Source organism: Bacillus sp. H1a, assembly GCF_000633475.1.
Taxonomy (GTDB): domain Bacteria; phylum Bacillota; class Bacilli; order Bacillales; family Bacillaceae_G; genus Bacillus_A; species Bacillus_A paramycoides.
Genome location: NZ_AYMH01000043.1, coordinates 12,846 through 32,079, shown reverse-complemented (window position 1 = coordinate 32,079; position 19,234 = coordinate 12,846). Strand labels below are relative to the sequence as shown.

Annotated in this window: 28 protein-coding genes and 3 pseudogenes; 23 read left to right on the top strand and 8 right to left on the bottom strand. The window is 33.7% G+C overall.

Annotated elements, in window-relative coordinates; genetic code table 11:
* Positions 1 to 20 precede the first annotated feature (20 nt).
* The 4 genes from U860_RS0120035 (at position 21) to U860_RS0120020 (ending at position 3,488) form a co-directional block, all read left to right on the top strand.
* Positions 21 to 611 carry a histidine phosphatase family protein gene (locus tag U860_RS0120035; RefSeq protein ID WP_025149909.1) on the top strand — a complete coding sequence of 197 codons (591 nt, stop codon included), beginning with the start codon at positions 21 to 23 and terminating at the stop codon, positions 609 to 611.
* Positions 612 to 617: 6 nt separating this feature from the next.
* The gene (locus U860_RS0120030; RefSeq protein ID WP_025149908.1) at positions 618 to 1,394 is read left to right on the top strand and encodes a Cof-type HAD-IIB family hydrolase; all 777 of its coding nucleotides are present in this window, start codon (positions 618 to 620) and stop codon (positions 1,392 to 1,394) included.
* A gap of 147 nt (positions 1,395 to 1,541) precedes the next feature.
* Positions 1,542 to 2,087, top strand: a complete 546-nt coding sequence (locus U860_RS0120025; RefSeq protein ID WP_025149907.1) for a MarR family transcriptional regulator — start codon at positions 1,542 to 1,544, stop codon at positions 2,085 to 2,087.
* Between the two features lie 204 nt (positions 2,088 to 2,291).
* On the top strand, positions 2,292 to 3,488 hold the full coding sequence (locus tag U860_RS0120020) for an MFS transporter (RefSeq protein WP_025149906.1): 1,197 nt from the start codon (positions 2,292 to 2,294) through the stop codon (positions 3,486 to 3,488).
* Here the strand turns inward: U860_RS0120020 and U860_RS0120015 are convergent.
* Entirely contained in the window at positions 3,457 to 3,918 is a 462-nt protein-coding gene (locus U860_RS0120015; protein ID WP_025149905.1) for a hypothetical protein, read from the bottom strand. The two genes, U860_RS0120020 and U860_RS0120015, sit on opposite strands and share 32 nt — an antisense overlap.
* Positions 3,919 to 4,089: 171 nt before the next feature.
* Here U860_RS0120015 and alr point away from each other — a divergent pair, with 171 nt between their 5' ends.
* Positions 4,090 to 5,265, top strand: a complete 1,176-nt coding sequence (alr, locus tag U860_RS0120010) for an alanine racemase (RefSeq protein ID WP_025149904.1) — start codon at positions 4,090 to 4,092, stop codon at positions 5,263 to 5,265.
* 33 nt (positions 5,266 to 5,298) lie between these two features.
* Here the strand turns inward: alr and U860_RS33820 are convergent.
* From U860_RS33820 to U860_RS0120000, 3 genes and pseudogenes are all read right to left on the bottom strand, one after another.
* A pseudogene (locus tag U860_RS33820) lies at positions 5,299 to 5,439 on the bottom strand (class I SAM-dependent methyltransferase); the annotation flags it as partial.
* On the bottom strand, positions 5,420 to 6,292 hold the full coding sequence (locus U860_RS0120005) for a GNAT family N-acetyltransferase (RefSeq protein ID WP_025149903.1): 873 nt from the start codon (positions 6,290 to 6,292) through the stop codon (positions 5,420 to 5,422). The gene U860_RS0120005 and the pseudogene U860_RS33820, both read right to left, overlap by 20 nt.
* A 23-nt stretch (positions 6,293 to 6,315) precedes the next feature.
* Positions 6,316 to 7,194, bottom strand: coding sequence for a nitrate reductase (locus tag U860_RS0120000; protein ID WP_025149902.1), 879 nt, complete (start codon positions 7,192 to 7,194; stop codon positions 6,316 to 6,318).
* A 226-nt stretch (positions 7,195 to 7,420) separates the two neighbouring features.
* Between U860_RS0120000 and U860_RS0119995 the strand changes: the two genes are divergently transcribed.
* On the top strand, positions 7,421 to 8,278 hold the full coding sequence (locus U860_RS0119995) for a YitT family protein (protein ID WP_025149901.1): 858 nt from the start codon (positions 7,421 to 7,423) through the stop codon (positions 8,276 to 8,278).
* A gap of 45 nt (positions 8,279 to 8,323) precedes the next feature.
* Here U860_RS0119995 and U860_RS0119990 read toward each other — a convergent pair whose 3' ends face one another.
* Entirely contained in the window at positions 8,324 to 9,724 is a 1,401-nt protein-coding gene (locus U860_RS0119990; RefSeq protein ID WP_025149900.1) for a PLP-dependent aminotransferase family protein, read from the bottom strand.
* A 131-nt stretch (positions 9,725 to 9,855) separates the two neighbouring features.
* Between U860_RS0119990 and U860_RS0119985 the strand changes: the two genes are divergently transcribed.
* Both U860_RS0119985 and U860_RS0119980 read left to right on the top strand, forming a co-directional pair.
* Positions 9,856 to 10,278, top strand: coding sequence for a GNAT family N-acetyltransferase (locus tag U860_RS0119985; RefSeq protein ID WP_025149899.1), 423 nt, complete (start codon positions 9,856 to 9,858; stop codon positions 10,276 to 10,278).
* Between the two features lie 117 nt (positions 10,279 to 10,395).
* The gene (locus U860_RS0119980) at positions 10,396 to 11,523 is read left to right on the top strand and encodes a metallophosphoesterase (RefSeq protein WP_025149898.1); all 1,128 of its coding nucleotides are present in this window, start codon (positions 10,396 to 10,398) and stop codon (positions 11,521 to 11,523) included.
* Between the two features lie 67 nt (positions 11,524 to 11,590).
* Here U860_RS0119980 and U860_RS0119975 read toward each other — a convergent pair whose 3' ends face one another.
* Positions 11,591 to 12,208 (bottom strand): DUF1648 domain-containing protein, encoded by a 618-nt coding sequence (locus tag U860_RS0119975; protein ID WP_025149897.1) that lies wholly within the window; start codon positions 12,206 to 12,208, stop codon positions 11,591 to 11,593.
* 136 nt (positions 12,209 to 12,344) lie between these two features.
* Here U860_RS0119975 and U860_RS0119970 point away from each other — a divergent pair, with 136 nt between their 5' ends.
* From U860_RS0119970 to U860_RS0119945, 6 genes are read left to right on the top strand one after another with little or no spacing between them, the layout of a single operon-like run.
* The gene (locus U860_RS0119970; protein ID WP_025149896.1) at positions 12,345 to 12,911 is read left to right on the top strand and encodes a GNAT family protein; all 567 of its coding nucleotides are present in this window, start codon (positions 12,345 to 12,347) and stop codon (positions 12,909 to 12,911) included.
* Positions 12,912 to 12,917: 6 nt separating this feature from the next.
* Entirely contained in the window at positions 12,918 to 13,496 is a 579-nt protein-coding gene (locus tag U860_RS0119965) for a 2'-5' RNA ligase family protein (protein ID WP_025149895.1), read from the top strand.
* The gene (locus U860_RS0119960; RefSeq protein WP_025149894.1) at positions 13,493 to 13,978 is read left to right on the top strand and encodes a GNAT family N-acetyltransferase; all 486 of its coding nucleotides are present in this window, start codon (positions 13,493 to 13,495) and stop codon (positions 13,976 to 13,978) included. The genes U860_RS0119965 and U860_RS0119960 overlap by 4 nt, the downstream gene beginning before the upstream one ends.
* A 12-nt stretch (positions 13,979 to 13,990) precedes the next feature.
* A complete protein-coding gene (locus tag U860_RS0119955) occupies positions 13,991 to 14,362 on the top strand; it encodes a cupin domain-containing protein (protein WP_025149893.1) in 372 nt (123 codons plus the stop codon).
* Entirely contained in the window at positions 14,359 to 14,787 is a 429-nt protein-coding gene (locus tag U860_RS0119950; RefSeq protein ID WP_025149892.1) for a GNAT family N-acetyltransferase, read from the top strand. The genes U860_RS0119955 and U860_RS0119950 overlap by 4 nt, the downstream gene beginning before the upstream one ends.
* Positions 14,788 to 14,818: 31 nt before the next feature.
* A complete protein-coding gene (locus U860_RS0119945; RefSeq protein WP_025149891.1) occupies positions 14,819 to 15,700 on the top strand; it encodes a phosphotransferase in 882 nt (293 codons plus the stop codon).
* Between the two features lie 25 nt (positions 15,701 to 15,725).
* Here the strand turns inward: U860_RS0119945 and U860_RS33815 are convergent.
* Positions 15,726 to 15,926, bottom strand: a pseudogene (locus U860_RS33815) (GNAT family N-acetyltransferase); the annotation flags it as partial.
* Between the two features lie 160 nt (positions 15,927 to 16,086).
* On the opposite strand from U860_RS33815, the gene U860_RS0119940 reads away from it, so the two are divergent.
* The 8 genes from U860_RS0119940 to U860_RS35990 all read left to right on the top strand — a co-directional run bounded on the left by U860_RS0119940 (position 16,087) and on the right by U860_RS35990 (position 18,206).
* On the top strand, positions 16,087 to 16,281 hold the full coding sequence (locus U860_RS0119940; RefSeq protein WP_025149890.1) for a hypothetical protein: 195 nt from the start codon (positions 16,087 to 16,089) through the stop codon (positions 16,279 to 16,281).
* Positions 16,282 to 16,476, top strand: coding sequence for a hypothetical protein (locus U860_RS0119935; RefSeq protein WP_025149889.1), 195 nt, complete (start codon positions 16,282 to 16,284; stop codon positions 16,474 to 16,476). It abuts the gene before it with no gap.
* Between the two features lie 197 nt (positions 16,477 to 16,673).
* Positions 16,674 to 16,862: a hypothetical protein gene (locus tag U860_RS35995; RefSeq protein ID WP_025149888.1), complete on the top strand. Its 189-nt coding sequence runs from the start codon at positions 16,674 to 16,676 to the stop codon at positions 16,860 to 16,862.
* A gap of 1 nt (position 16,863) precedes the next feature.
* A complete protein-coding gene (locus U860_RS0119925) occupies positions 16,864 to 17,052 on the top strand; it encodes a hypothetical protein (protein WP_025149887.1) in 189 nt (62 codons plus the stop codon).
* Positions 17,053 to 17,178: 126 nt separating this feature from the next.
* Positions 17,179 to 17,370 (top strand): hypothetical protein, encoded by a 192-nt coding sequence (locus tag U860_RS0119920; protein WP_025149886.1) that lies wholly within the window; start codon positions 17,179 to 17,181, stop codon positions 17,368 to 17,370.
* Positions 17,371 to 17,398: 28 nt separating this feature from the next.
* Positions 17,399 to 17,647, top strand: a complete 249-nt coding sequence (locus U860_RS0119915; RefSeq protein ID WP_025149885.1) for a DUF4176 domain-containing protein — start codon at positions 17,399 to 17,401, stop codon at positions 17,645 to 17,647.
* A gap of 50 nt (positions 17,648 to 17,697) precedes the next feature.
* Positions 17,698 to 17,886: a hypothetical protein gene (locus tag U860_RS0119910; RefSeq protein ID WP_025149884.1), complete on the top strand. Its 189-nt coding sequence runs from the start codon at positions 17,698 to 17,700 to the stop codon at positions 17,884 to 17,886.
* A gap of 143 nt (positions 17,887 to 18,029) precedes the next feature.
* The gene (locus U860_RS35990) at positions 18,030 to 18,206 is read left to right on the top strand and encodes a hypothetical protein (protein WP_205206347.1); all 177 of its coding nucleotides are present in this window, start codon (positions 18,030 to 18,032) and stop codon (positions 18,204 to 18,206) included.
* 212 nt (positions 18,207 to 18,418) lie between these two features.
* On the opposite strand, the pseudogene U860_RS0119900 reads toward U860_RS35990, so the two are convergent.
* Positions 18,419 to 18,652: pseudogene (locus U860_RS0119900) on the bottom strand (GNAT family N-acetyltransferase); the annotation flags it as partial.
* A gap of 222 nt (positions 18,653 to 18,874) precedes the next feature.
* Here U860_RS0119900 and U860_RS0119895 point away from each other — a divergent pair.
* Positions 18,875 to 19,132: a hypothetical protein gene (locus U860_RS0119895; protein ID WP_025149882.1), complete on the top strand. Its 258-nt coding sequence runs from the start codon at positions 18,875 to 18,877 to the stop codon at positions 19,130 to 19,132.
* Positions 19,133 to 19,234 lie beyond the last annotated feature (102 nt).

The following is a 19,234-nucleotide window of genomic DNA, read 5'->3' as shown; positions in this document are numbered from 1 at the left end:
GAGATAAGGGGGAAATAGACATGCAAATACTACTAATACGCCACGGAGAATCAGAAGCTGATATTTTAAATGTACATGAAGGACGAGCTGATTTTGAATTAACAGAAAAGGGAAGACAGCAAGTGCAAAAACTTATCCAGAAAGTGAAAGCGGAATTTCCGCCAGATTTCATATGGGCAAGTACATTAAAACGTGCTCGTGAAACTGCTGAAACATTAGCGGAAGCAATGGGATGCCCAATTCAATTAGAAGAGGAATTAATGGAGTTTAATAATGGGGTACAAGCAGGTTTGTCATTTGAAGAAGCGAAGAAATATCCAGAGCCAAAGTATCTTCACGATCGTTTTGAAAACGGGGAATCATTTATTGAATTTAGAATGAGAATAGAAGGAATCTTTTCTAAAATCGTGACAGAGAATACATATGACCGGATTGCAATTATTGCACATGGTGGTGTAATAAATAGTATATTACGTGCATTTTTCCAAATGCCAATTTCAATGGACTATTATTTTAAAATGGGGGATACAGGAATTAGTTTGATTGAATTTAAGGATAAACAGAAAATAGTTCATTTTATAAATGATACAAATCATTTGGATGGAATGTAATCGGATATGTACAAAGTTGTATTTTTTGATGTGGACGGTACGCTGTTAAGTGAGATTGATAGAAGTATGCATGAAAGCACAAGAGAAGCAATACAAAGATTGATAGATAAAGGTATTCACGTAGTTGTTACAACTGGGAGACCATATAGTTTATGCTCACAATTTAAAGAACTAGGCGTAGATAAGTTTATTTCTGCAAATGGCGCGCATATAAAGTGTGATGAAGAGGTTATACATAAAACGGTACTTTCTAGTGAAATTGTTCATGATATTTCAAATTTCGCTGAATTACATGGTCACAGTGTTTCTTATTTTACAGAGGAATTTGCAATGAATGGTATTGCCTCGAAAGATGAACGTGTAATACGAGCACTAAACGAAACGTTAAATTTAGAGCAGTATCCTGATAAAGTCAGAAACTTATTAGAAGAGGTTTATTGTGTATGTCTGTATGCTGATGAAACAGAAGCCCAAAAATTTTTAAAAAGATATCCAACGCTTACGTTTGAACGTTTTCATGGTTACGTTATGAATGTATTGGAAGATAGTAAAGTATCGAAGCTAACTGCAATTCAAAAGGTATTGGAACATCTGAAAATTTGTAAATCAGAAGCAATTGCTTTTGGTGACGGTGGAAATGATGTTGAAATGTTACAATATGTAGGATTAGGAATTGCGATGGGGAATGGTGGGGAAGAGTTAAAAACAAGAGCAGATTTCGTTACAAAGAGATCAAGTGAAGGTGGCATTTCTTTTGCTTTAAAAGAGTTTGGGATTATTTAGAAATATTAGTTAGTCAGTGTGAAATATCCTGTTTTAAAAACAGGATATTTTTGTCTAATAATATTCTTGCAATAAAAGGAAAAAAATGAGTATAATAAAAAGTAGTTAGGTAAGCTAATTAAATAAAAGAAAGGAGAGTGAAAATGAATGGATTCAAAAAAAGATGCTCTTCCTTTAGGGATTGAGCCTTATGCAGAGTTAATAAAAAAGACAGCATCAGTGGATACGGATCCAATCGCAGCAAAACTCGGTTTGTTAATGTTATGGACGTCTGATAATGTTCTAGATGCAGTTGACGTAGATTTAGCTCCGCTTGGTATTTCAGAAAGTAAATTAGATTTTTTACTGTTGTTTATTTTGCGTGAAATGGAATCGAATGGGGGAAAAGTGAACATGAGTCCTTCGGATATTGCGAGCCGATTAGGGATTACACGTGCTTCTGTCACTGGCTTATTAGATTGGATGGAGAAACGAGAGTTAATCGTAAGATTCAATCATTCTGAAGATCGAAGAAGATTAAAGGTGAAAATTACTCCGAAAGGAAAAGAACTAGTTGCGCATTCTTTACCGACTTTTTGGTCATCTTGCGCTTCGTTAGTTGATGACTTTAATCAAGAAGAGCGTCAAGCTTTAGAGAAGCTATTAAATAAAATGCAAGTAACTATGCAGAAGAAATTAGGAGAAGGCAGATAAAGAAGTTGATTGTGTGAGTCAACTTCTTTATTTAGACATATAATTAGATTACCTTATTATATGTCTAGCTAATTTGATGAGGGGTGGTGATATGTCTTCTAACGTAAACAAATTAAGTAAGTGTTGAAGGAATGTCGTTTTGAGTAGTTTACTTTAGATGTTTTAAACCGATGTGGAAAATCATTGTAAGGGGGAGATTTTATGATGGAAATATCAAAAGAAGTAAATAGTGAAAGGAATTACACAATAATGACAGCGGTGTTATGTTGGGCAGGAATGGTAGTTATGTCCAGCCTATATGTGACGATTCCTTTAACCGCTCTATTTTCAGACCTTTTTAAGGTTTCATTAGCACAATCTGCGGCTACAGGCAGTATATTTTCTGTTGGCTTTGCTATAGGTTGTTTGTTATTTGGGGCAATCTCTGATAAATATGGGCGAAAAAAAGTGATCTTTATTGGGCTGCTTGCACTGTCGATTGTTTCTTTTTTCTTAGGGGTTGTGGATAGTTTATTTTGGCTTGTTATTCTTCGAGGGTTACAGGGGATAGCGGCAGCTACATTTTCTCCAGTAGCGTTAGCTTACGTTGTAGAAATGTTTCCATTAGAAAAAAAGGTTACAACAATAGGGTTTGTTAGTACCGGTTTTTTAGTAGCTGGAATTGCAGGGCAAGTAATAAGTACAGCTGTTAGTCAGCATTTTGGATGGCATATGGTGTTCTTTCTTCTTAGTATTGTCTATATCATTACTGCTGTATGGGTTCATTATTCTCTTCCGAAAGGGGAAACGTCTCAATCCTATACTGATATTTTTGGACCAATTAAACAGATGGGTAAAGTTTTTACACAAAAAAGCTTAGTATTAAGCTATATGATTGCATTTGTTTTATTAATGGCTTTTGTTAATATGTATACTGTTTTAGGGAATTATTTGAGCTCTCCTACTTACAATTTAACTCCAGAACAAATTCTTTATTTTCGCTTAGCAGGGCTATTGGGTATGTTGCTGTCACCACTTGCGGGGCGTTTAACAAAGAGATTCGGAGTAAGGCAAGTTCTTCAAGGCGGATTGTTAGTCGCTATTTTTAGTCTAAGTTCAATGGGCTTTATTTCGAACCTGCCGCTACTTGTAATGATGAGTATCTGTTTTGTAATAGGTATTGCTATATCCGTTCCGTCTTTAGTTTCTCTTGTTGGCCAATTAGGAGGGGAAGCAAGGGGAATAGCAGTTTCTATTTATACTTTTATTTTATTTTTAGGAACTAGTATAGGACCTATTATTTCTATTTATTTTATGAAAATAGGGGACTATGCTCAGACGTTTGTTTTATTAGGATTGATACTCTTTATTGGTTTTGTTTCCACTCTTTTTATTCGAATAAGGGAATGCAAGGATCTTTAATATGTTCAACTAATAAAATATGAATTTGCCCGCGATGATGATAAAAGTGTGCAACGATTTCAAGCAACCATTCGAATCGAGAATAAGAAATACCCCAATAAGCAGTCATAATTTCCGCTAACTCTTCATTGGAATAGGATAAGAAAGTTTTAGAAAGTAGTTCGTACCCTTTTATCATCATTTGTTGCATTTGAGTAATCGTTTTTGGTGTTTGTTCTATATAAAAGGTATGTAAATCTCTTTCCGTAATACCATTTAATATGAGTAAATCCGCATGGCAAATAAGGGAAAGATGTGTATACATTTCAAATAATGAACGCTTTGATTCAATCGGTTTTATTATTAAATCACTTTTAGTACATTGGTTTAGTATTTGAATAGAAGTATCGACAGCAACTTTAAGTTGGTGCAACGCAGATTGTACAAACATTGTAATTCTCCTCATCTCCGTATATAATAGTTTCTTAAGGGTATTATATCATACTCAAAATTCCGAAAATTCTAGTAGTTTGACTAGCATATTGAAAAGTATTATATTGTAAAAGGTCATATGAAACGTGAAATAGAATGGAATGTAATTATTGAGTTAGGAGTTAGACCAATGAGCTTGAATTATGGAAGAGATACAATTATTGAAGTTGACTTAAATGCTGTAAAACATAATGTAAAAGAATTTAAAAAACGTGTGAACGATGAAAATATTGCGATGATGGCTGCTGTAAAAGCAAATGGGTATGGCCACGGGGCAGTTGAAGTTGCCAAATCTGCTATCGAAGCAGGAATAAACCAACTTGCAGTTGCATTTGTAGATGAAGCAATAGAATTAAGAGAAGCTGGAATCACTGTACCGATTTTAATTTTAGGCTATACATCAGTAGCAGCTGTGGAAGATGCAATTCAATATGACGTTATGATGACTGTTTATAGAATTGAAGATTTACAAAGTATAAATGAAATTGCAAACCGTCTTCAAAAGAAAGCACAAATTCAAGTGAAAATTGATACAGGAATGAGTCGTATCGGTTTACAAGAAGAAGAAGTGAAACCATTTTTAGAAGAATTAAACCGTATGGAGTATGTGGAAGTGGTAGGAATGTTTACACATTACTCTACCGCTGATGAAACTGATAAAGCATATACGAATATGCAAACAAGTTTATTCGAAAAAGCTGTAAATACAGCAAAAGAATTGGGAATTCATTTTCCATATATTCATAGTTCAAACAGTGCAGGATCAATGGAACTTAGCAACACATTTCAAAATATGGTTCGTGTCGGTATTGGAATCTATGGAATGTATCCTTCAAAAGAAGTTGATCATACTGTTGTAGCATTAAAACCAGCGTTATCTTTAAAATCAAAAGTAGCTCATGTTAAACATGCGAAGAAAAATCGTGGTGTTAGTTATGGAAATACGTATGTAACAACGGGTGAAGAATGGATTGCAACTGTACCGATTGGTTATGCTGATGGTTATAATCGTCAGTTGTCTAATAAAGGATATGCATTAATAAACGGAGTTCGAGTACCTGTTATTGGCCGTGTTTGTATGGATCAGCTTATGCTAGATGTTACGAAAGCAATGCCAGTACAAGTTGGAGATGAAGTTGTATTCTATGGCAAACAAGGTGAAGAAGAAATTGCGGTAGAAGAAATAGCAGATATGTTAGGGACAATTAACTATGAAGTTACATGTATGTTAGATAGAAGAATTCCACGTGTATATAAAGAAAAGAATGAAACGACTACTGTTGTAAATATATTAAGAAAAAAATAATGCAAAAAAACTGAATCGATATGATTCAGTTTTTTATTTTTGACAAATGAAAAATGTTCCATTTGTACCGTGTAATTGTATATTGTTAAATCCTACAGATTTTAAAGAAGAAATTATTTCTTCTTTAGAGTAACAAGCTTCCTCGAAAGAAAAGTCACTTCTTTTCCAACAATCCATAATAATCATACTTCGTCATAATCTCAAATCCACATTGTGTATAAAGTTTTAAAGCATTGTTATTTTTTGTTTCAACTTCTAATTCAATTGTTGAAACTCCTTTTGTGATGAGGGTATGCACCATATAGCTGAGGATTTCTTTGCCATATCCTTTACCTTGATAAGATGGATGCACAGCAAATCCTGATAGTGTAGTAGAGTGTTTTTGCTCAGTAACAGTAATCATTCCTATCACTTTTTCATCGATAAGAGCACGGTAAATTTGATGAGAAGATGAAGTCATCATCTTTTGTAGCCATGTGGACGTATTTTCTACTGAATCTCCAAAAGCTTTACTAGCGATTTCTATAAGATCAGGAAGTAATTCAGAAGGTGCAACGGTAAGGTTAATATTATTTTTCAGTGTTTTTTGTGTTTCGTTTGTTTTGAGCTCCATACCGTACTCACTATATAAATAAGGCAAGTTCATTTGTTTTGCAAATGATTTCCCTGAAATAGAGTCACCATTAATTATAAGAAGGGCTTCATCTGCTTCTCTTTTTTGTATTTCTTTCATTGCAGTTTGTAAAAGGGTAGTGCCTATATGTTGTTTTCTATAGTTTGGATGAACAAATCCTATTAACTCCAGTTTAGTCGGTCTTTCAAAGTCATACATACTTAATGCACCAATTAATTGAGTATTATTATAAAATAGAAAATCATTTATCTCGTCTTTATTACGAGCAGTTAAAAAGTTTACATGTAAATCTGACGAATAATCAATTTGATCGTGTTGTCCGCAAATATGAGCTAAATCTTTCATTTGCTGAATTTCGTTTGCTGTTAAAGATTTCTTTTTTTCAATATTCATTTCATAATCCCTCGCAATCGTTTTTAAAAATAGGATGGATGACGTAACCACTTTTCTAACTCCACACTCCCTTGAACAGATAATAAGCGATATAAATATCGATAGGGTTGTCTACATTCTTCAAGACGAGGAATGGACATAATGGTCTCATAACCTTGTTTAAAAGCACGTGCCTCTTTTTCTGTAAGTACATATTCTAATCCGATAAAATCGAACTCTCGTGGCGCAATTGCATAAGCTTCTGTATCTACTAAACCAGTAATGGATTGACCATCTGATAAAAACTGAGTAGGATCCATATCAATTAAAACGAGTGTAGATTCCTTTGGTATGGATAAGGAAGAGAGCTGTGATTCAAAAGTATGAAATGCGTTATGTATGCTCATGTTATCGGAATAAAACATATTCACAAGGTCGCTACTTACTTTTAAAATGTGAGACTTAAATTTTTCAAGTGGCACTTGGAAAGTACCAGAAGGGTTTCCTATGAAATTAGCTTTAAATGAATGAATCTCTGCTAGTCCTTTTCCAAGGCTGAATAAAATAGAATCAGGTTGTCCGATAAATGATTGCAGCGTACTTCCTGCTAGTTTTTCGGCGATAACATACTCTCGTCCATCTAAAACATGTTTTTGTAAAATAGTCGGGATGGGTAAGGTAGTATGCTTTTTCAATAATGTGTGTATCGTTTCTAAATGGTGTACATTTCTTGGATCAATTCCAAATAGATTTTGGCATCCCCACCAAAAATCATCGTTTGGTTCCTCAGTCATTTTTGAAGAGCGAACGATGACTTCTTCAGCCTCTGTTTTTACGAGAAACACGTCGCTTGCATGGTCGTCATAGCCTGGATGTAGTGCTTGGGCGGATAGGATGGGGGAAGTGAATAGTTGTTGTAACATGCGAATTCTCCTTTTATTCTGTAAATTCGATAAACTAATTATATAACATAATTTAAGTATGAGGGGGGATTTAGGATTGTAATTATTTCTGAATGAAAGCTAGCAATGCTACATAAGAATTACTAAAAAGGTGAAAAATATGTGTATATAAGCCGATTTCTTTGTATTTACAGAAAAATTACGTTAAAATAATACTAAGAAAATATATATGTTTTGGGGGTAATGAATGAAAAAAGTATTCGAATACATATTATTAACACTTGGATCTATTATTGTAGCTGGTTCACTAGAACTTATTTTAGCGCCTAATGGACTAGTGGACGGAGGGGTAACTGCGATTGCTATTATGGCAAATAAGGTTGCAGGATTACCGCTTTACGGAGTGTTTTTAGGACTTAATATTCCTATTTTATTATTTACTGCAAAAGTAATGGGAAAGAAGTTCTTTATCCGTACGTCTTATGCAAATGTTGTTACAACACTCGGATTGATTTATTTAAAACCATTTCCAGCAATTACAACTTCGGAATTATTAATTGTACTTTACGGAGGAGTTCTATTTGGAGTTGGTGTTGGGATCGTTGTAAAAATGGGCGGAGCAATTGACGGATCAGAAATGTTAGCTGTTTGGATGAATAAGCATTTTAAAGTACCAATTAGTACATTTTTACTTGCTGTAAATGCAGTTATTTTTGTATTTGTTGCTATTTTATTTTCAATTGAGCAAGCGATGTTCTCATTAGCAATTTTCTATATTGTTACGAAAATGATAGATTTCATATTAGACGGTATTAATCAAGGGAAGAGCGTCATGATTATTTCGAATAAAAATAAAGAAATTGGCGAACTGCTTATGAAAGAATTGCAACTGTCTGTTACGTATCTACATGGAGAAGGTGGTTTTTTAGGTGAGCATCAGAGAATCATTTATTGTATTACAAACCGTTTCATTTATCCAAAAATGAAAGATCTCGTTCTCTCTGTAGATCCAAGTGCTATAATTGAAGCTTCTTATTCAACAGAAACAACTGGTGTAAAGCGTCCAGGAAGGAAAGCCAGATCAGGAGACGTATCAGAAAAATAGTGTGTAAAATAACTCCACATAAGTATAACTTATGTGGAGTTATTTTTAATTAGGGAACCAGGATTCTTTGAGTAATTTGACTACAGTTTCGATACTATCTTCGGGAATGCTGCCGAAACCGAGTAGTACATATGACGCCTCTCTTAAATTATGTACAGAATCATATGTAGAGAGTGGGTACAATTTGATTCGTTGCTTTGCAGCAGCATGAATAAGTTCTTGTTCGTTCATACCATTATGAACATGAAGTACGATATGTAGGCCGGATTGTTCGCCAAGTATTTGAACACGAGATCCCAGTTCATTTTTAATAGATTTAACTAGTAATGTATGCTTTCTTTTATATAACGTACGACTACGGTTTAAATGACGCTCCCAATCACCATTGTGAATAAAGGTTGCAAAAGCGAGTTGCTGTATTGTGGAAACAGTTTGTTTAAACTTACCTTCAAGCTCTTTATAGACTTTTAATAGATGAGGTGGTAAAACGATATACCCCATTCGCAAAGAAGGTAAAAAGGATTTCGAGAAAGTTCCCATATAAATAACGCGTTCATTTGAATCTAGTCCTTGTAAAGAGGGAATAGGTTTTCCTACATAACGAAATTCCCCGTCATAATCATCTTCAATAATATATCCTTCGCAATCATTGGCCCATCTTAATAATTCGAGCCTTCTAGATAATGGCATAATCATTCCAAGAGGAAATTGGTGTGATGGAGTGACGTATGCTACATTAGAACGTGATTCACGTAAAGCTGAAATACGAATCCCTTTATCGTCTAATGAAATAGGGTGAACAGGAAGACCAGAACTTTGAATCATGGCAGTTATACGGTGAAATCCAGGATTTTCGATTCCATATTCTTTTTTTGAACCAAGCAGTTGAAGTAGTAACCAAAGAAGAGGTTGCGTACCGGCTCCAATTATAATTTGATCAGGTGAAGAATGTACCCCACGGGCATGATATAAATATTTTGAAATATGTTCTCGAAGAACAAACTCGCCTTGAGGATCTTCTTTAGAAAATAATTTATCTTCGTACTGGAATAAGGTTTCGTGTAATGCTCTTTTCCAATTTGTAATTGGAAAAGCTTTTTGATCAATAAGTCCTTGGCTACAATCAAAGGCATATAGTTCTTCTATATTATTGTTAGTTTTGTATGCCTCAATTTGTTCACTTTTTGACATGATATTAATATCAACTTCGGCAACAAAAATACCTCGTTTCGGTTTACTTTCTACATATCCTTCAGCAATTAATTGTTGATAAGCAGATTCAACAGTAATACGGCTAACATTAAGTTGTAATGCTAAATTTCTATGAGAGGGAAGTCGTTTGCCGGTAGGGAGCGTTCCTTGAGAGATTTCTCGTTTTATATATTTGTAAATTTGTAAGTAAATTGGTGTTTTGCTTTTTAATTGTAATGGGATGTTAAAATCCATTTTATGAATTCTCCTTTACATACTGGCCTTATAAAAAAGAATCTAACTGTCACTTAAGCAAGGGGCAGTTGCTTCCTATAATGATGATATAACATTTAGAAAATTTTATAAATAGTTAGGGGAGAGTCATAATGAATATTAGTGAAATAGTAACGGAAGCTGAGTTACACGATGTATTACCCGTTTTACAGCAATTACGAACGAAACTTTCAAAAGAAGAAGCAAGTTCTTTATTTCAAAAAATGAAAGAAGAAAATTATAAATTACTTTCGTTACGTAACGAAGAGGATGAGGTTGTTAGTCTCGCTGGTGTAGCGATTTGTACGAATTTTTATAATAAGAAGCACGTTTTCGTATATGAACTTGTCACAGCAGAAGCGCATCGATCAAAAGGGTATGGGAATGTTTTACTTTCTTATATAGAGGACTGGGGAATGGAAAATGGGTGTGAGTCTATCGCTCTTACATCAGCGTTTCCTAGATTGGATGCCCACCGTTTTTATGAAAGAGAAGGGTATGATAAGGTGAGTTTTTCTTTTCATAAAAAATTATAAAGAAGGATAGGTTCTATATGACATAATATATAGAACCTATTTCATTTAGAAAGGTTTATAATTTGTTTTGTTGAATTGTTTCTATAAATTATAAAGAAAAGTTAGGAGCGCTTATACTTGGAAAAAATAAAGAAACTATCAATCCCTAATGATGTTAGAGTAATCGTAATATCTGATATTCATGGAGAATTACCTCTTTTAAATGAATTACTACATAAAGTTAACTTTAAAGATAAAGATTATTTAATTATTAATGGAGATCTTTGTGAGAAAGGAAGAGATAGCAACGGCGTAGTAAACTATGTCATGAATCTCGTAAAGAGCAATTCAAATGTGCATGTTGTTGAAGGGAATTGTGAAGTTTTAGTTGATGCTCTTATTAATGAAAATCCTGGTCTCATTAATTATTTATGTACGAGAAAGCATTCGATTTTTAATGAATGGTTAGAGAAATTGCATTTTTCTATTCATGAAGATACTTCTATTGGAGAAGTGAAGGAAGTGTTAATGAGTCAATTTTCAAAAGAAATAAATTGGCTAACAGAGTTGCCAACAGCGATTGAAACAGAAGATTATATTTTTGTGCATGCTGGACTTGAAGATAGAGTAGATTGGAAAGAAACGGAGCGCAAAAATGCGATAGCAATGCCCGAATTTTTTAATCAATCACATAGAGCAAATAAGTATGTAGTAGTTGGTCATTGGCCTGTTGTAAACTATTCTGAAGAAGCACCGTCTAACAATCCAGTTATTGATAAGGAGAAAAAAATTATTGCAATTGACGGCGGAAATGCGATTAAAGAGGCGGGGCAATTAAATGCATTTATCATTCAGAGGGCAACTACAGGTGATACGTTTTCTTATACATATGTAGACTATTTTCCAGTGTATGAAGTAATTGCAGATTTTAATTCAGATTCAACAATGCAGGGCGGGGTTACATATCCGTATTATTACATTGAGCCTGTGGAGAAGATGCAAGAATACACAATATGCAGGCAAAAGAAAACGAATAAGTTACTCACTGTGAAAAATGAATACATTAAGCAACTTGAGTCAGGTGAATATACAGTGAAAACTGATATTTCTTGTGCGCAAATAAGTGTTAGAAAAGGGGATATTGTTTCACTTATTGATGGTAGCTGCGCGGGCTATGACTTAATAAAGAAAGATGGGATAGAAGGTTGGATAGAGAAAGGAATAATACTTGAAATGAATAAGAGTGAAAGTAAAATATTTAACTGAAATAGGAGGGATGTAACCTCCTATTTTTTATTCATCGTTTTACGATTTCGTATTTCAATTAACTTTTTTAATTAGTAGACTGCTTGCTGTCTTTTATAAGTAAATAAATCATACTCGATATAATGACAAGTGTCATTCCTAAAATAATTGCTAGTATTCCGTAACCTCTATACGGAGCAGGAACTATAAACGGAAGAATCGCTAAAAAAATACCTGCTATCATCATAGAAACACTACAAATATTGGAAGCTCTTTTTTCAAGATGTTTATGATTCCATTCCAATGAAACTGTTGATTTAGTTGTATCAATTTTGGAACTGAAATAGCCTATTAATATAAATAATAAACCTAAAGCTAAAAATATTAGATGATCAAGAGGAAGTGAGAAGCCAAGAGCAATGAGGGCAATTACAATATCAACAAAAAATAAGAATAGTAAAATTGTATTACCGGTCCATAGTAAAAATTTTTGATTACTCATTGCTTTAGATAATGCTAAAAATAGAAAGAATAAAAAAGAACATATAATTATATTTACGATAACAAAAGTGCTTTTATCCATTGTTGATGTGGGAGTTCCATTGAAGTCCCATTTCGTTACAATGCTTGATGGTAAGAAGAAGTAGAGAATAATATTTGTCGTAATAATAGTAATAAAAAGGCCGATGCTAAATCGATTATTCACTGCATCACCTGCTTTCTACATGAATAATTGGTATCTTATAACAAAATTATACAATATAATAAATGATATTTGTTTTGATTTTTCAGAAAAAATATTATAATTATATATGAAATAAAGAGGGATGTAGGAGGGAATTATGCAAAACGTTATATTAAAGGGGAACAAAGTTACAATTCGTACAATTGAAGAATCAGATATAAAAACATTATGGAGCCTCATATTTAAAGAAGAAAATCCAGAATGGAAAAAATGGGATGCGCCGTATTTTCCGTTTTCAATGCAAGAATACCCGTCTTATAAAGAGAAGATGCAAACTCGTTTAAAGGAAGAACCTCTATCAAATTTAATTATAGAAAATAACGGTCAAATTATAGGGACAGTCGGATTTTATTGGGAGCATAAACCGACGCGTTGGTTGGAGATGGGAATTGTTATTTATAATCCAACATACTGGAATGGTGGTTACGGTACAGAAGCATTAACATTATATAGGGACTTACTATTTGAAAATATGGAGATTGGTAGGGTGGGGCTTACGACTTGGTCTGGCAATGAACGAATGATGAAAGTAGCGGAGAAAATAGGAATGAGCTTAGAAGGTAGAATGCGAAAATGCCGATATTATAACGGAACATACTATGATTCTATTCGAATGGGAATGATTCGTGAAGAATGGGAATTGTTATGTGTAACTAAGGGGTGAGGAAGCATGTACGCAATTATTGCTACATTTGATAGTGTGTTTACTAATAAAATTACAGAACTGCAAAATGAATTAGCAAATTTAATTGGAACAAATCAACTAGCTGGAGTAGAACCCCATATTACTATTGCAGATTATAATGAGTTAGATGTTAATTTATATATTGAAAAATTAAAAGAGTTTGTAGCTATTCAAGAGAACATGGCTGCAGTAACTTTTCCCTCTGTTGGAACTTTTCCCTCTGTTGGAACTTTTCCTACTAACGGAACGATCTTTCTAGCGCCGACCATTACCGATGAATTGTTAAGACTTCATCATTCCTATCATAATTATTTCAAAACTTTTCATGATAATCTAAATTCATATTACGTACCAGGAAAATGGGTTCCACATTGCACGATTGCAAATAGGTTAAATTCAAATCAGTTTATAAGTGTAATGGAGTATATATATGAAAAATTTGATCTTACAACAACTTCGATTGAGAAGTTAAAATTAATTAAAGTAAGTTATGAAAATGGTTCTGCCGTTTCTTCTAGTATATTAGCAGAATATAATTTAAAGAGAATGGAGACAGCGAGATGACATATGTAATTAGAGAAATGAAGCAAGAAGATATTCATGCTGTACAATCAGTAGCGAAAATAGCTTGGCATGATACATATGAAGGAATTATTCCGAGAGCGATTCAAGACAACTTTTTAAATGAAGCGTATTCTGATGAGAAAATGAAGTATCGTCTTAAAAATACACATTTATTCGTTGCAGAAGAAGAGGGAGAAGTAATAGGATTTGCGAATTTTTCACCTGTTAGACTGCAAAACGAAGCAGAATTAGGTGCGATTTATTTGTTACCAGATCAGCAAGGGAAAGGGATAGGAAGTGCTTTATTACAAAGAGGGATTAAGACATTAAAAGGGATCCGGAAACTGTACATACATGTAGAAGCAGCAAATGAAAAAGGAAAACGCTTTTATGAAGCGAAAGGTTTTGCGGCTCTAGAGCAATTTGAAGAAGATTTTGAAGGACATATGATGCAGACAGTAAGGATGGTTTTATACATATAAGGAGGACTAGAAGTGAAAATATTTGACTTTAGTGAAAAAGTGGGAAAGCACATATCAGTATTTCAATCAAATTTCATAATGTCGAAAATATTAAACCATCAAGGGAATGTACATATCGGTGCTATGCACTTACAAGCGAATGGAATTATCGGATATCATGAAGCAGTTGTATCTCAACTGCTTCTTATTGTGGACGGCGAAGGATATGTATGTGGGGTAGATAAAGAAAAAGTGAAGGTAGAGGCGGGACAAGCTGTGTATTGGGAAAAGGGCGAATTTCATGAGACGAGTACGAAAAATGGGTTGATGGCAATTGTTATAGAGGCGGAGAATTTTGAACAAGCGATATTAATGCCTATTAATGAGGGGAGTTGTGAAAAATGATAGAAAAGGCGAATCGAGAAGAAACGAACGAAATATTACAGTATGCAGCTCAATCACTTTTTGAAGGGACAAGAGGAAATTGTCAGTTAAGTACAGACAAAGCGATTGAAATTACAAAGCCAATAATAGAAAAAGGAGCATATTATTTAGTCATTAAAGAAGAAAATAAAGTAATGGGGTGGATATTAATAGGGGAAAATACAGACTATTTTTCTCGTGAAAAACTTGGATTTATATATGAGCTGTACATTTTCCCGGAATATCGCGGGAGAGGATTATCGCGAGAACTGATGGAAGCTGGTATTAAGGAATTGAAGGATAAGTATTCAGAAATTCGTTTGAATGTATTTGCTGGGAATTTTGCGAAAGAGATGTACGAAGAGTTTGGGTTTGTTGAAAGACAGGTAATTATGACTTTGAAGTGAGAACAATAGCTTGAATGGGAGAAGAGAAAGAATGAGAAAAGGAAATGAGTATGTTTTGTATTTACAAAGTGTGTATCCTGAATTACAAATAAAATCGGCTTATGTAAATGAAATAGGCCAAAATAATGATGTTTTAATTGTAAATGATAATATAGTAGTTCGTTTTCCGAAATATGAGAAAGGTATTCAGAAACTTCGAGTAGAAACAAAGTTGCTAGAGAGGATACGACCATTCATTACGCTCCAAATTCCCGATCCAAGTTATCAAACATTTCAAGATGAAATGCCAGGGAAAGTATTTGCGGGATATAAAATGATTGAAGGGGAACCATTTTGGAAAGAAATTTTTAGAGAAATGAATGATGAAAAACAATTACAGAAACTTGCATGTACATTAGCGGGGTTTTTAAAAGAGTTGCACGGTATTCCTTTATCTACATTTGAAGGAGTAATGCAATATGAAAGTGCAGATATGTATTCGGAAATAAGAAACTTATTTACCAAATTAAAAGAATATGTATATCCATATATGAGAGAAGAGGCAAAGAAAGGAGTTTCATTATCATTTGAATCATACTTAAATGAAGGTAGTCATTTTAACTTTACCCCTAGTCTTGTTCATGGGGATTTTGGTATGACAAACATTTTATATAGTGCAACAAAGCAGGATATTTCAGGAGTTATAGATTTTGGCGGTGCAAGCATTGGAGATCCTGCTTATGACTTAGCGGGGATAGTAGCTAGTTATGGAGAGGATTTTTTACAACTCTTTTCGTCTTATTATCCTAATTTAGAAGCAGTAAAGAAACGAATGTATTTTTACAAAAGTACATTCGCTCTTCAAGAAGCATTATTTGGTGTACTAAATAATGATAAAAAAGCCTTTGAAGCTGGAATAGAACAATATGTTTAAAAGCTGATTTAAAATCGGCTTTTTACTATCTATACATCGTCCACATCCCAATATCTTTAAATCCTAATCGTTTATAAATTCGTCCAGCAGCTGGATTATTATAAAATAAGAAAAGCGTTCGGCCTTAATTCGTAAAGTCTTGAATCATTTTCTGTAATATGAGCGAAGCATATCCGTAGCCGCGATAATTCGGGTGTGTACATACGCCAAAAACTATAACGGATAGACGGAAAGCTCAGCAGGTGATACTTGCGGAGATATACTAGGTGGATATGGTTATAGAATCCGTGCAGGTGAAGAATCAGGAATATCGGCAGCAACACCTAATGGTTATGGTGGAGGATTTTCGTTTAAATTGACGAAGGAAGAGTGAGGATGGGATTAAGATGCGTAAATTAACGCAAATAGTAATATGTACTTCAGCAGCACTATTAATTACACTAGCTATGATAAATGGAGAAACGTGGAAAGATAAAATTGTTATTTCGCTAGCTGTTCTTATATTTACTGGGGTTTCTCTAGTATGGAACTCTGTTGTTGTAAATCTTATGGAGAAATTCAATAGAAAAAGGAGTAAATAAATGCGACCTTTCAAGCAAATGAGAACTATATATTTAATAATGGTACCTATTATTGCTTTACTTTCATTATTTTTTCCGCAGTCATTAGGAGATCGTATTATCACTTTCTTTTATATACTTATTTTTGGTGGATTAGCTATTGGATTTACCTATTTGCTGAATTTTATTAGCAAAGCAAAAGATAAAAGGGAATAAATATGAAACTTTTACCAGTGGTAACAGTAGTAAAACTTAAAGGTGTAGATTTGTAAGGTTAGAGAAGACGGATAAGGAGTAATAAAACAATCTTTATAATTATTGGTAGAATGGTTGAATCGGCAGATAAATGTAATTTTGATTATGTAGACAGCCAAACTTGCAATAGAAGTTCCGGTTAATAAGTAAGAAGTTGAATGAAATCTTTTCATATATTAGATTTCACTCTAGTTATAGGAGGCCATGATCTGATAGCAAAAGGAGAAGTTGGACTAGGTTCATCTAGCTCTAGAGTGCAATTAGATGCTGAGACAGACGGTTACTTTGGAGAAGCATTTGGACTTAGAGGATTTATTAAAGTCGAAAAAACAAAGGAGGTAAGTTGAAATGGATCCAATTAAAATGGGAAAATATATTACATACGTTGCAGTCGCGATACTTCTTATATTTTCTATGTTATTGCCATATAGTCTACCTAAAAAGATTGCTCTTATTATTTTTATTTTAATTTTAGGAGCTATTTCATTGGGGGCGAATAAAGTGGTAGGACGAATACATAACAAATTTAAACAATAATAAAGTTTGAAAAAGGATAGGGATAATCCAATAATAATTAGGATAAGGAACGGGATTATACGTTAGAGATGATAATGGACTAGGTGATACCATTAAATTTGAGGATTAAGAGAGGAGCATATTAATATGCAACCATTTAAGGCTGGAAAATATATTACATATGTTGCAATTGCTATATTTCTTGTAGTTGCTATTACGTCTCCTTATGAATTGCCTAAAAAGATTGGCTTTATTATAGGTGTTCTTATTTTAGGAGCATGTGCACTTGGTACTAATAAACTTTACGAACGGATGTATAGTAAATTTAAAAACAAATAATGTATAACATAAGAGGAGGAATAAATAAATGAAACTTTTACCAATCGGAACAGTAGTGAAACTAGAAGGTGTAGAACCAGTCATTATGATAATTGGAAGAATGATTGTATCAGCAGATAAACGTGATTTTGATTACGTAGGTGTTCCTTATCCAGTGGGCTATCTAGGTGATGAAAAAGTATTGTGTTTTAATCACGATAAGATTGTAGAGGAAATACATAGAGGGTATATGACTGAGAGTGAATTAGTTCTACGTGAGAAATTAGTAGAAATGTAGATTAGTTGAAAAATACATATAGATTTTAAAAATACGATAGGGGAAACAACATGGGAAAGATAATGAGAACCATTGTAATCATTGGTATACTTGTTCCTCCAGTGCTGCTGTGGAGTGCACCTGATATTCCACTAAATGATAAGTTGCTGTTCACAGGCATACAACTAACTGTTGGATTCATCACCGTAGTAGCGTTAGAGATTATATTTAAAAATCGAAAAAAGAAGAGGGCAAAATAGAGATAGATTGTATGGAATAACAGCTGAAAATATGTAACATGTATTACTAATAGTTTTACTTGGGAGGTAGCCTACTGGTTGCCTCTTTTAACGTTATACCCATAGTTATAGTTTTATCTAAAAAAGAAAAAAGGAGCGAAGATATGCTTAAACAGGGCAGATTTATGATTATTATCGGCACAATGGTACTTGTTATTGCAGGATGGTTTTTCCCTTTTAATTTATGGCAGAAACTATTTTTCAGTATTGGTATGATTGGTATTGGAATTTCCTTTTTGTTAGAAACTTTCAGTAGCAAGTCAAAAAATATATCCAAATAAGAACAGAGAATAATGATGAAGCGTTCCTAATTGGTTCAGTTGTAAAGATAAAAGATTTAAATGGTTTCTTTTATGTTATAGAAACTAACAGGTGTTAACGAGGAATTTCGCAGTATTATATAGTAATGGCAAGCGGAGTACATGTGAATAGATATTAGTTGCAGAAGAGGCTACTTATAATAGGCAGCCTCTTCTGCATGTATTATGCATTATTATCGATACATCGTCCGCATCCCAATATCTTTAAATCCTAATCGTTTATAAATTCGTCCAGCTGCTGGATTGTTATAAAATAAGCAAAGTGTTCTGCCTTCATTCGTAAAGTCTTGAATCATTTTTTGTAATATGAGCGAAGCATATCTATTCCCGCGATGATTTGGATGTGTACATACGCCAACAACCATAGCGGATAATGAGTTTTCAGCAGAAGTAGAGGCAGATGCGATAGGTACCAAGTAGTTAACCTATATAGACCACTCTTATAAGTGTATGTTTAGGTAAATCATAAAGGTTACAAGCTATCAAAGTTAAGACTATTCAGACAAAACTTGTGAGGTAGTATTCGACAAAAAGTAGGAGACTAAAATAGGCTAACTCAGGGGTATTGATAGGAAAACTTTGGGGAAAAATAGAATAACTATTTATGAGAACTAAGAGGAGGAATTATAATGTTCGGATGGTTTAAGAAGTGGGTTAACTGGCACGACAACCTAGATCAGGCAGCTATTGAGTTCTATATAGGTGACGATAGAGTCGTTCTCATAGGTGCTGATGCAATGAACTTTGTAGCTAACTTTAATAAGAAATACAAAACTCTATATGTTGAAAATAAATTAACTGGAACGAATATACGATTTAGGCTGTCTCATGTAGGTAGCTATAAGAGAACAACTTATAAAGCAAGCACTGGAGAGGTAGGAAACTAATGGATATCATGGAGATAGTAATGAACAAGTGGTTTGCTGGAACAGTGGCCTTGTTAGTTGTAGCTATAGGGAGTTGGTTCTTCCTGTGGAGTGATGTACCTA

What these genes read in the sequence shown, in the direction of transcription:
- U860_RS0120035 (WP_025149909.1), top strand. Translation starts at nt 21, where the DNA reads ATGCAAATACTACTAATACGCCACGGAGAATCAGAAGCTGATATTTTA.
- U860_RS0120030 (WP_025149908.1), top strand. Translation starts at nt 618, where the DNA reads ATGTACAAAGTTGTATTTTTTGATGTGGACGGTACGCTGTTAAGTGAG.
- U860_RS0120025 (WP_025149907.1), top strand. Translation starts at nt 1,542, where the DNA reads ATGGATTCAAAAAAAGATGCTCTTCCTTTAGGGATTGAGCCTTATGCA.
- U860_RS0120020 (WP_025149906.1), top strand. Translation starts at nt 2,292, where the DNA reads ATGGAAATATCAAAAGAAGTAAATAGTGAAAGGAATTACACAATAATG.
- U860_RS0120015 (WP_025149905.1), bottom strand. Translation starts at nt 3,918, where the DNA reads ATGTTTGTACAATCTGCGTTGCACCAACTTAAAGTTGCTGTCGATACT.
- alr (WP_025149904.1), top strand. Translation starts at nt 4,090, where the DNA reads ATGAGCTTGAATTATGGAAGAGATACAATTATTGAAGTTGACTTAAAT.
- U860_RS0120005 (WP_025149903.1), bottom strand. Translation starts at nt 6,292, where the DNA reads ATGAATATTGAAAAAAAGAAATCTTTAACAGCAAACGAAATTCAGCAA.
- U860_RS0120000 (WP_025149902.1), bottom strand. Translation starts at nt 7,194, where the DNA reads ATGTTACAACAACTATTCACTTCCCCCATCCTATCCGCCCAAGCACTA.
- U860_RS0119995 (WP_025149901.1), top strand. Translation starts at nt 7,421, where the DNA reads ATGAAAAAAGTATTCGAATACATATTATTAACACTTGGATCTATTATT.
- U860_RS0119990 (WP_025149900.1), bottom strand. Translation starts at nt 9,724, where the DNA reads ATGGATTTTAACATCCCATTACAATTAAAAAGCAAAACACCAATTTAC.
- U860_RS0119985 (WP_025149899.1), top strand. Translation starts at nt 9,856, where the DNA reads ATGAATATTAGTGAAATAGTAACGGAAGCTGAGTTACACGATGTATTA.
- U860_RS0119970 (WP_025149896.1), top strand. Translation starts at nt 12,345, where the DNA reads ATGCAAAACGTTATATTAAAGGGGAACAAAGTTACAATTCGTACAATT.
- U860_RS0119965 (WP_025149895.1), top strand. Translation starts at nt 12,918, where the DNA reads ATGTACGCAATTATTGCTACATTTGATAGTGTGTTTACTAATAAAATT.
- U860_RS0119960 (WP_025149894.1), top strand. Translation starts at nt 13,493, where the DNA reads ATGACATATGTAATTAGAGAAATGAAGCAAGAAGATATTCATGCTGTA.
- U860_RS0119950 (WP_025149892.1), top strand. Translation starts at nt 14,359, where the DNA reads ATGATAGAAAAGGCGAATCGAGAAGAAACGAACGAAATATTACAGTAT.
- U860_RS0119945 (WP_025149891.1), top strand. Translation starts at nt 14,819, where the DNA reads ATGAGAAAAGGAAATGAGTATGTTTTGTATTTACAAAGTGTGTATCCT.
- U860_RS0119940 (WP_025149890.1), top strand. Translation starts at nt 16,087, where the DNA reads ATGCGTAAATTAACGCAAATAGTAATATGTACTTCAGCAGCACTATTA.
- U860_RS0119935 (WP_025149889.1), top strand. Translation starts at nt 16,282, where the DNA reads ATGCGACCTTTCAAGCAAATGAGAACTATATATTTAATAATGGTACCT.
- U860_RS35995 (WP_025149888.1), top strand. Translation starts at nt 16,674, where the DNA reads ATGAAATCTTTTCATATATTAGATTTCACTCTAGTTATAGGAGGCCAT.
- U860_RS0119925 (WP_025149887.1), top strand. Translation starts at nt 16,864, where the DNA reads ATGGATCCAATTAAAATGGGAAAATATATTACATACGTTGCAGTCGCG.
- U860_RS0119920 (WP_025149886.1), top strand. Translation starts at nt 17,179, where the DNA reads ATGCAACCATTTAAGGCTGGAAAATATATTACATATGTTGCAATTGCT.
- U860_RS0119915 (WP_025149885.1), top strand. Translation starts at nt 17,399, where the DNA reads ATGAAACTTTTACCAATCGGAACAGTAGTGAAACTAGAAGGTGTAGAA.
- U860_RS0119910 (WP_025149884.1), top strand. Translation starts at nt 17,698, where the DNA reads ATGGGAAAGATAATGAGAACCATTGTAATCATTGGTATACTTGTTCCT.
- U860_RS35990 (WP_205206347.1), top strand. Translation starts at nt 18,030, where the DNA reads ATGCTTAAACAGGGCAGATTTATGATTATTATCGGCACAATGGTACTT.
- U860_RS0119895 (WP_025149882.1), top strand. Translation starts at nt 18,875, where the DNA reads ATGTTCGGATGGTTTAAGAAGTGGGTTAACTGGCACGACAACCTAGAT.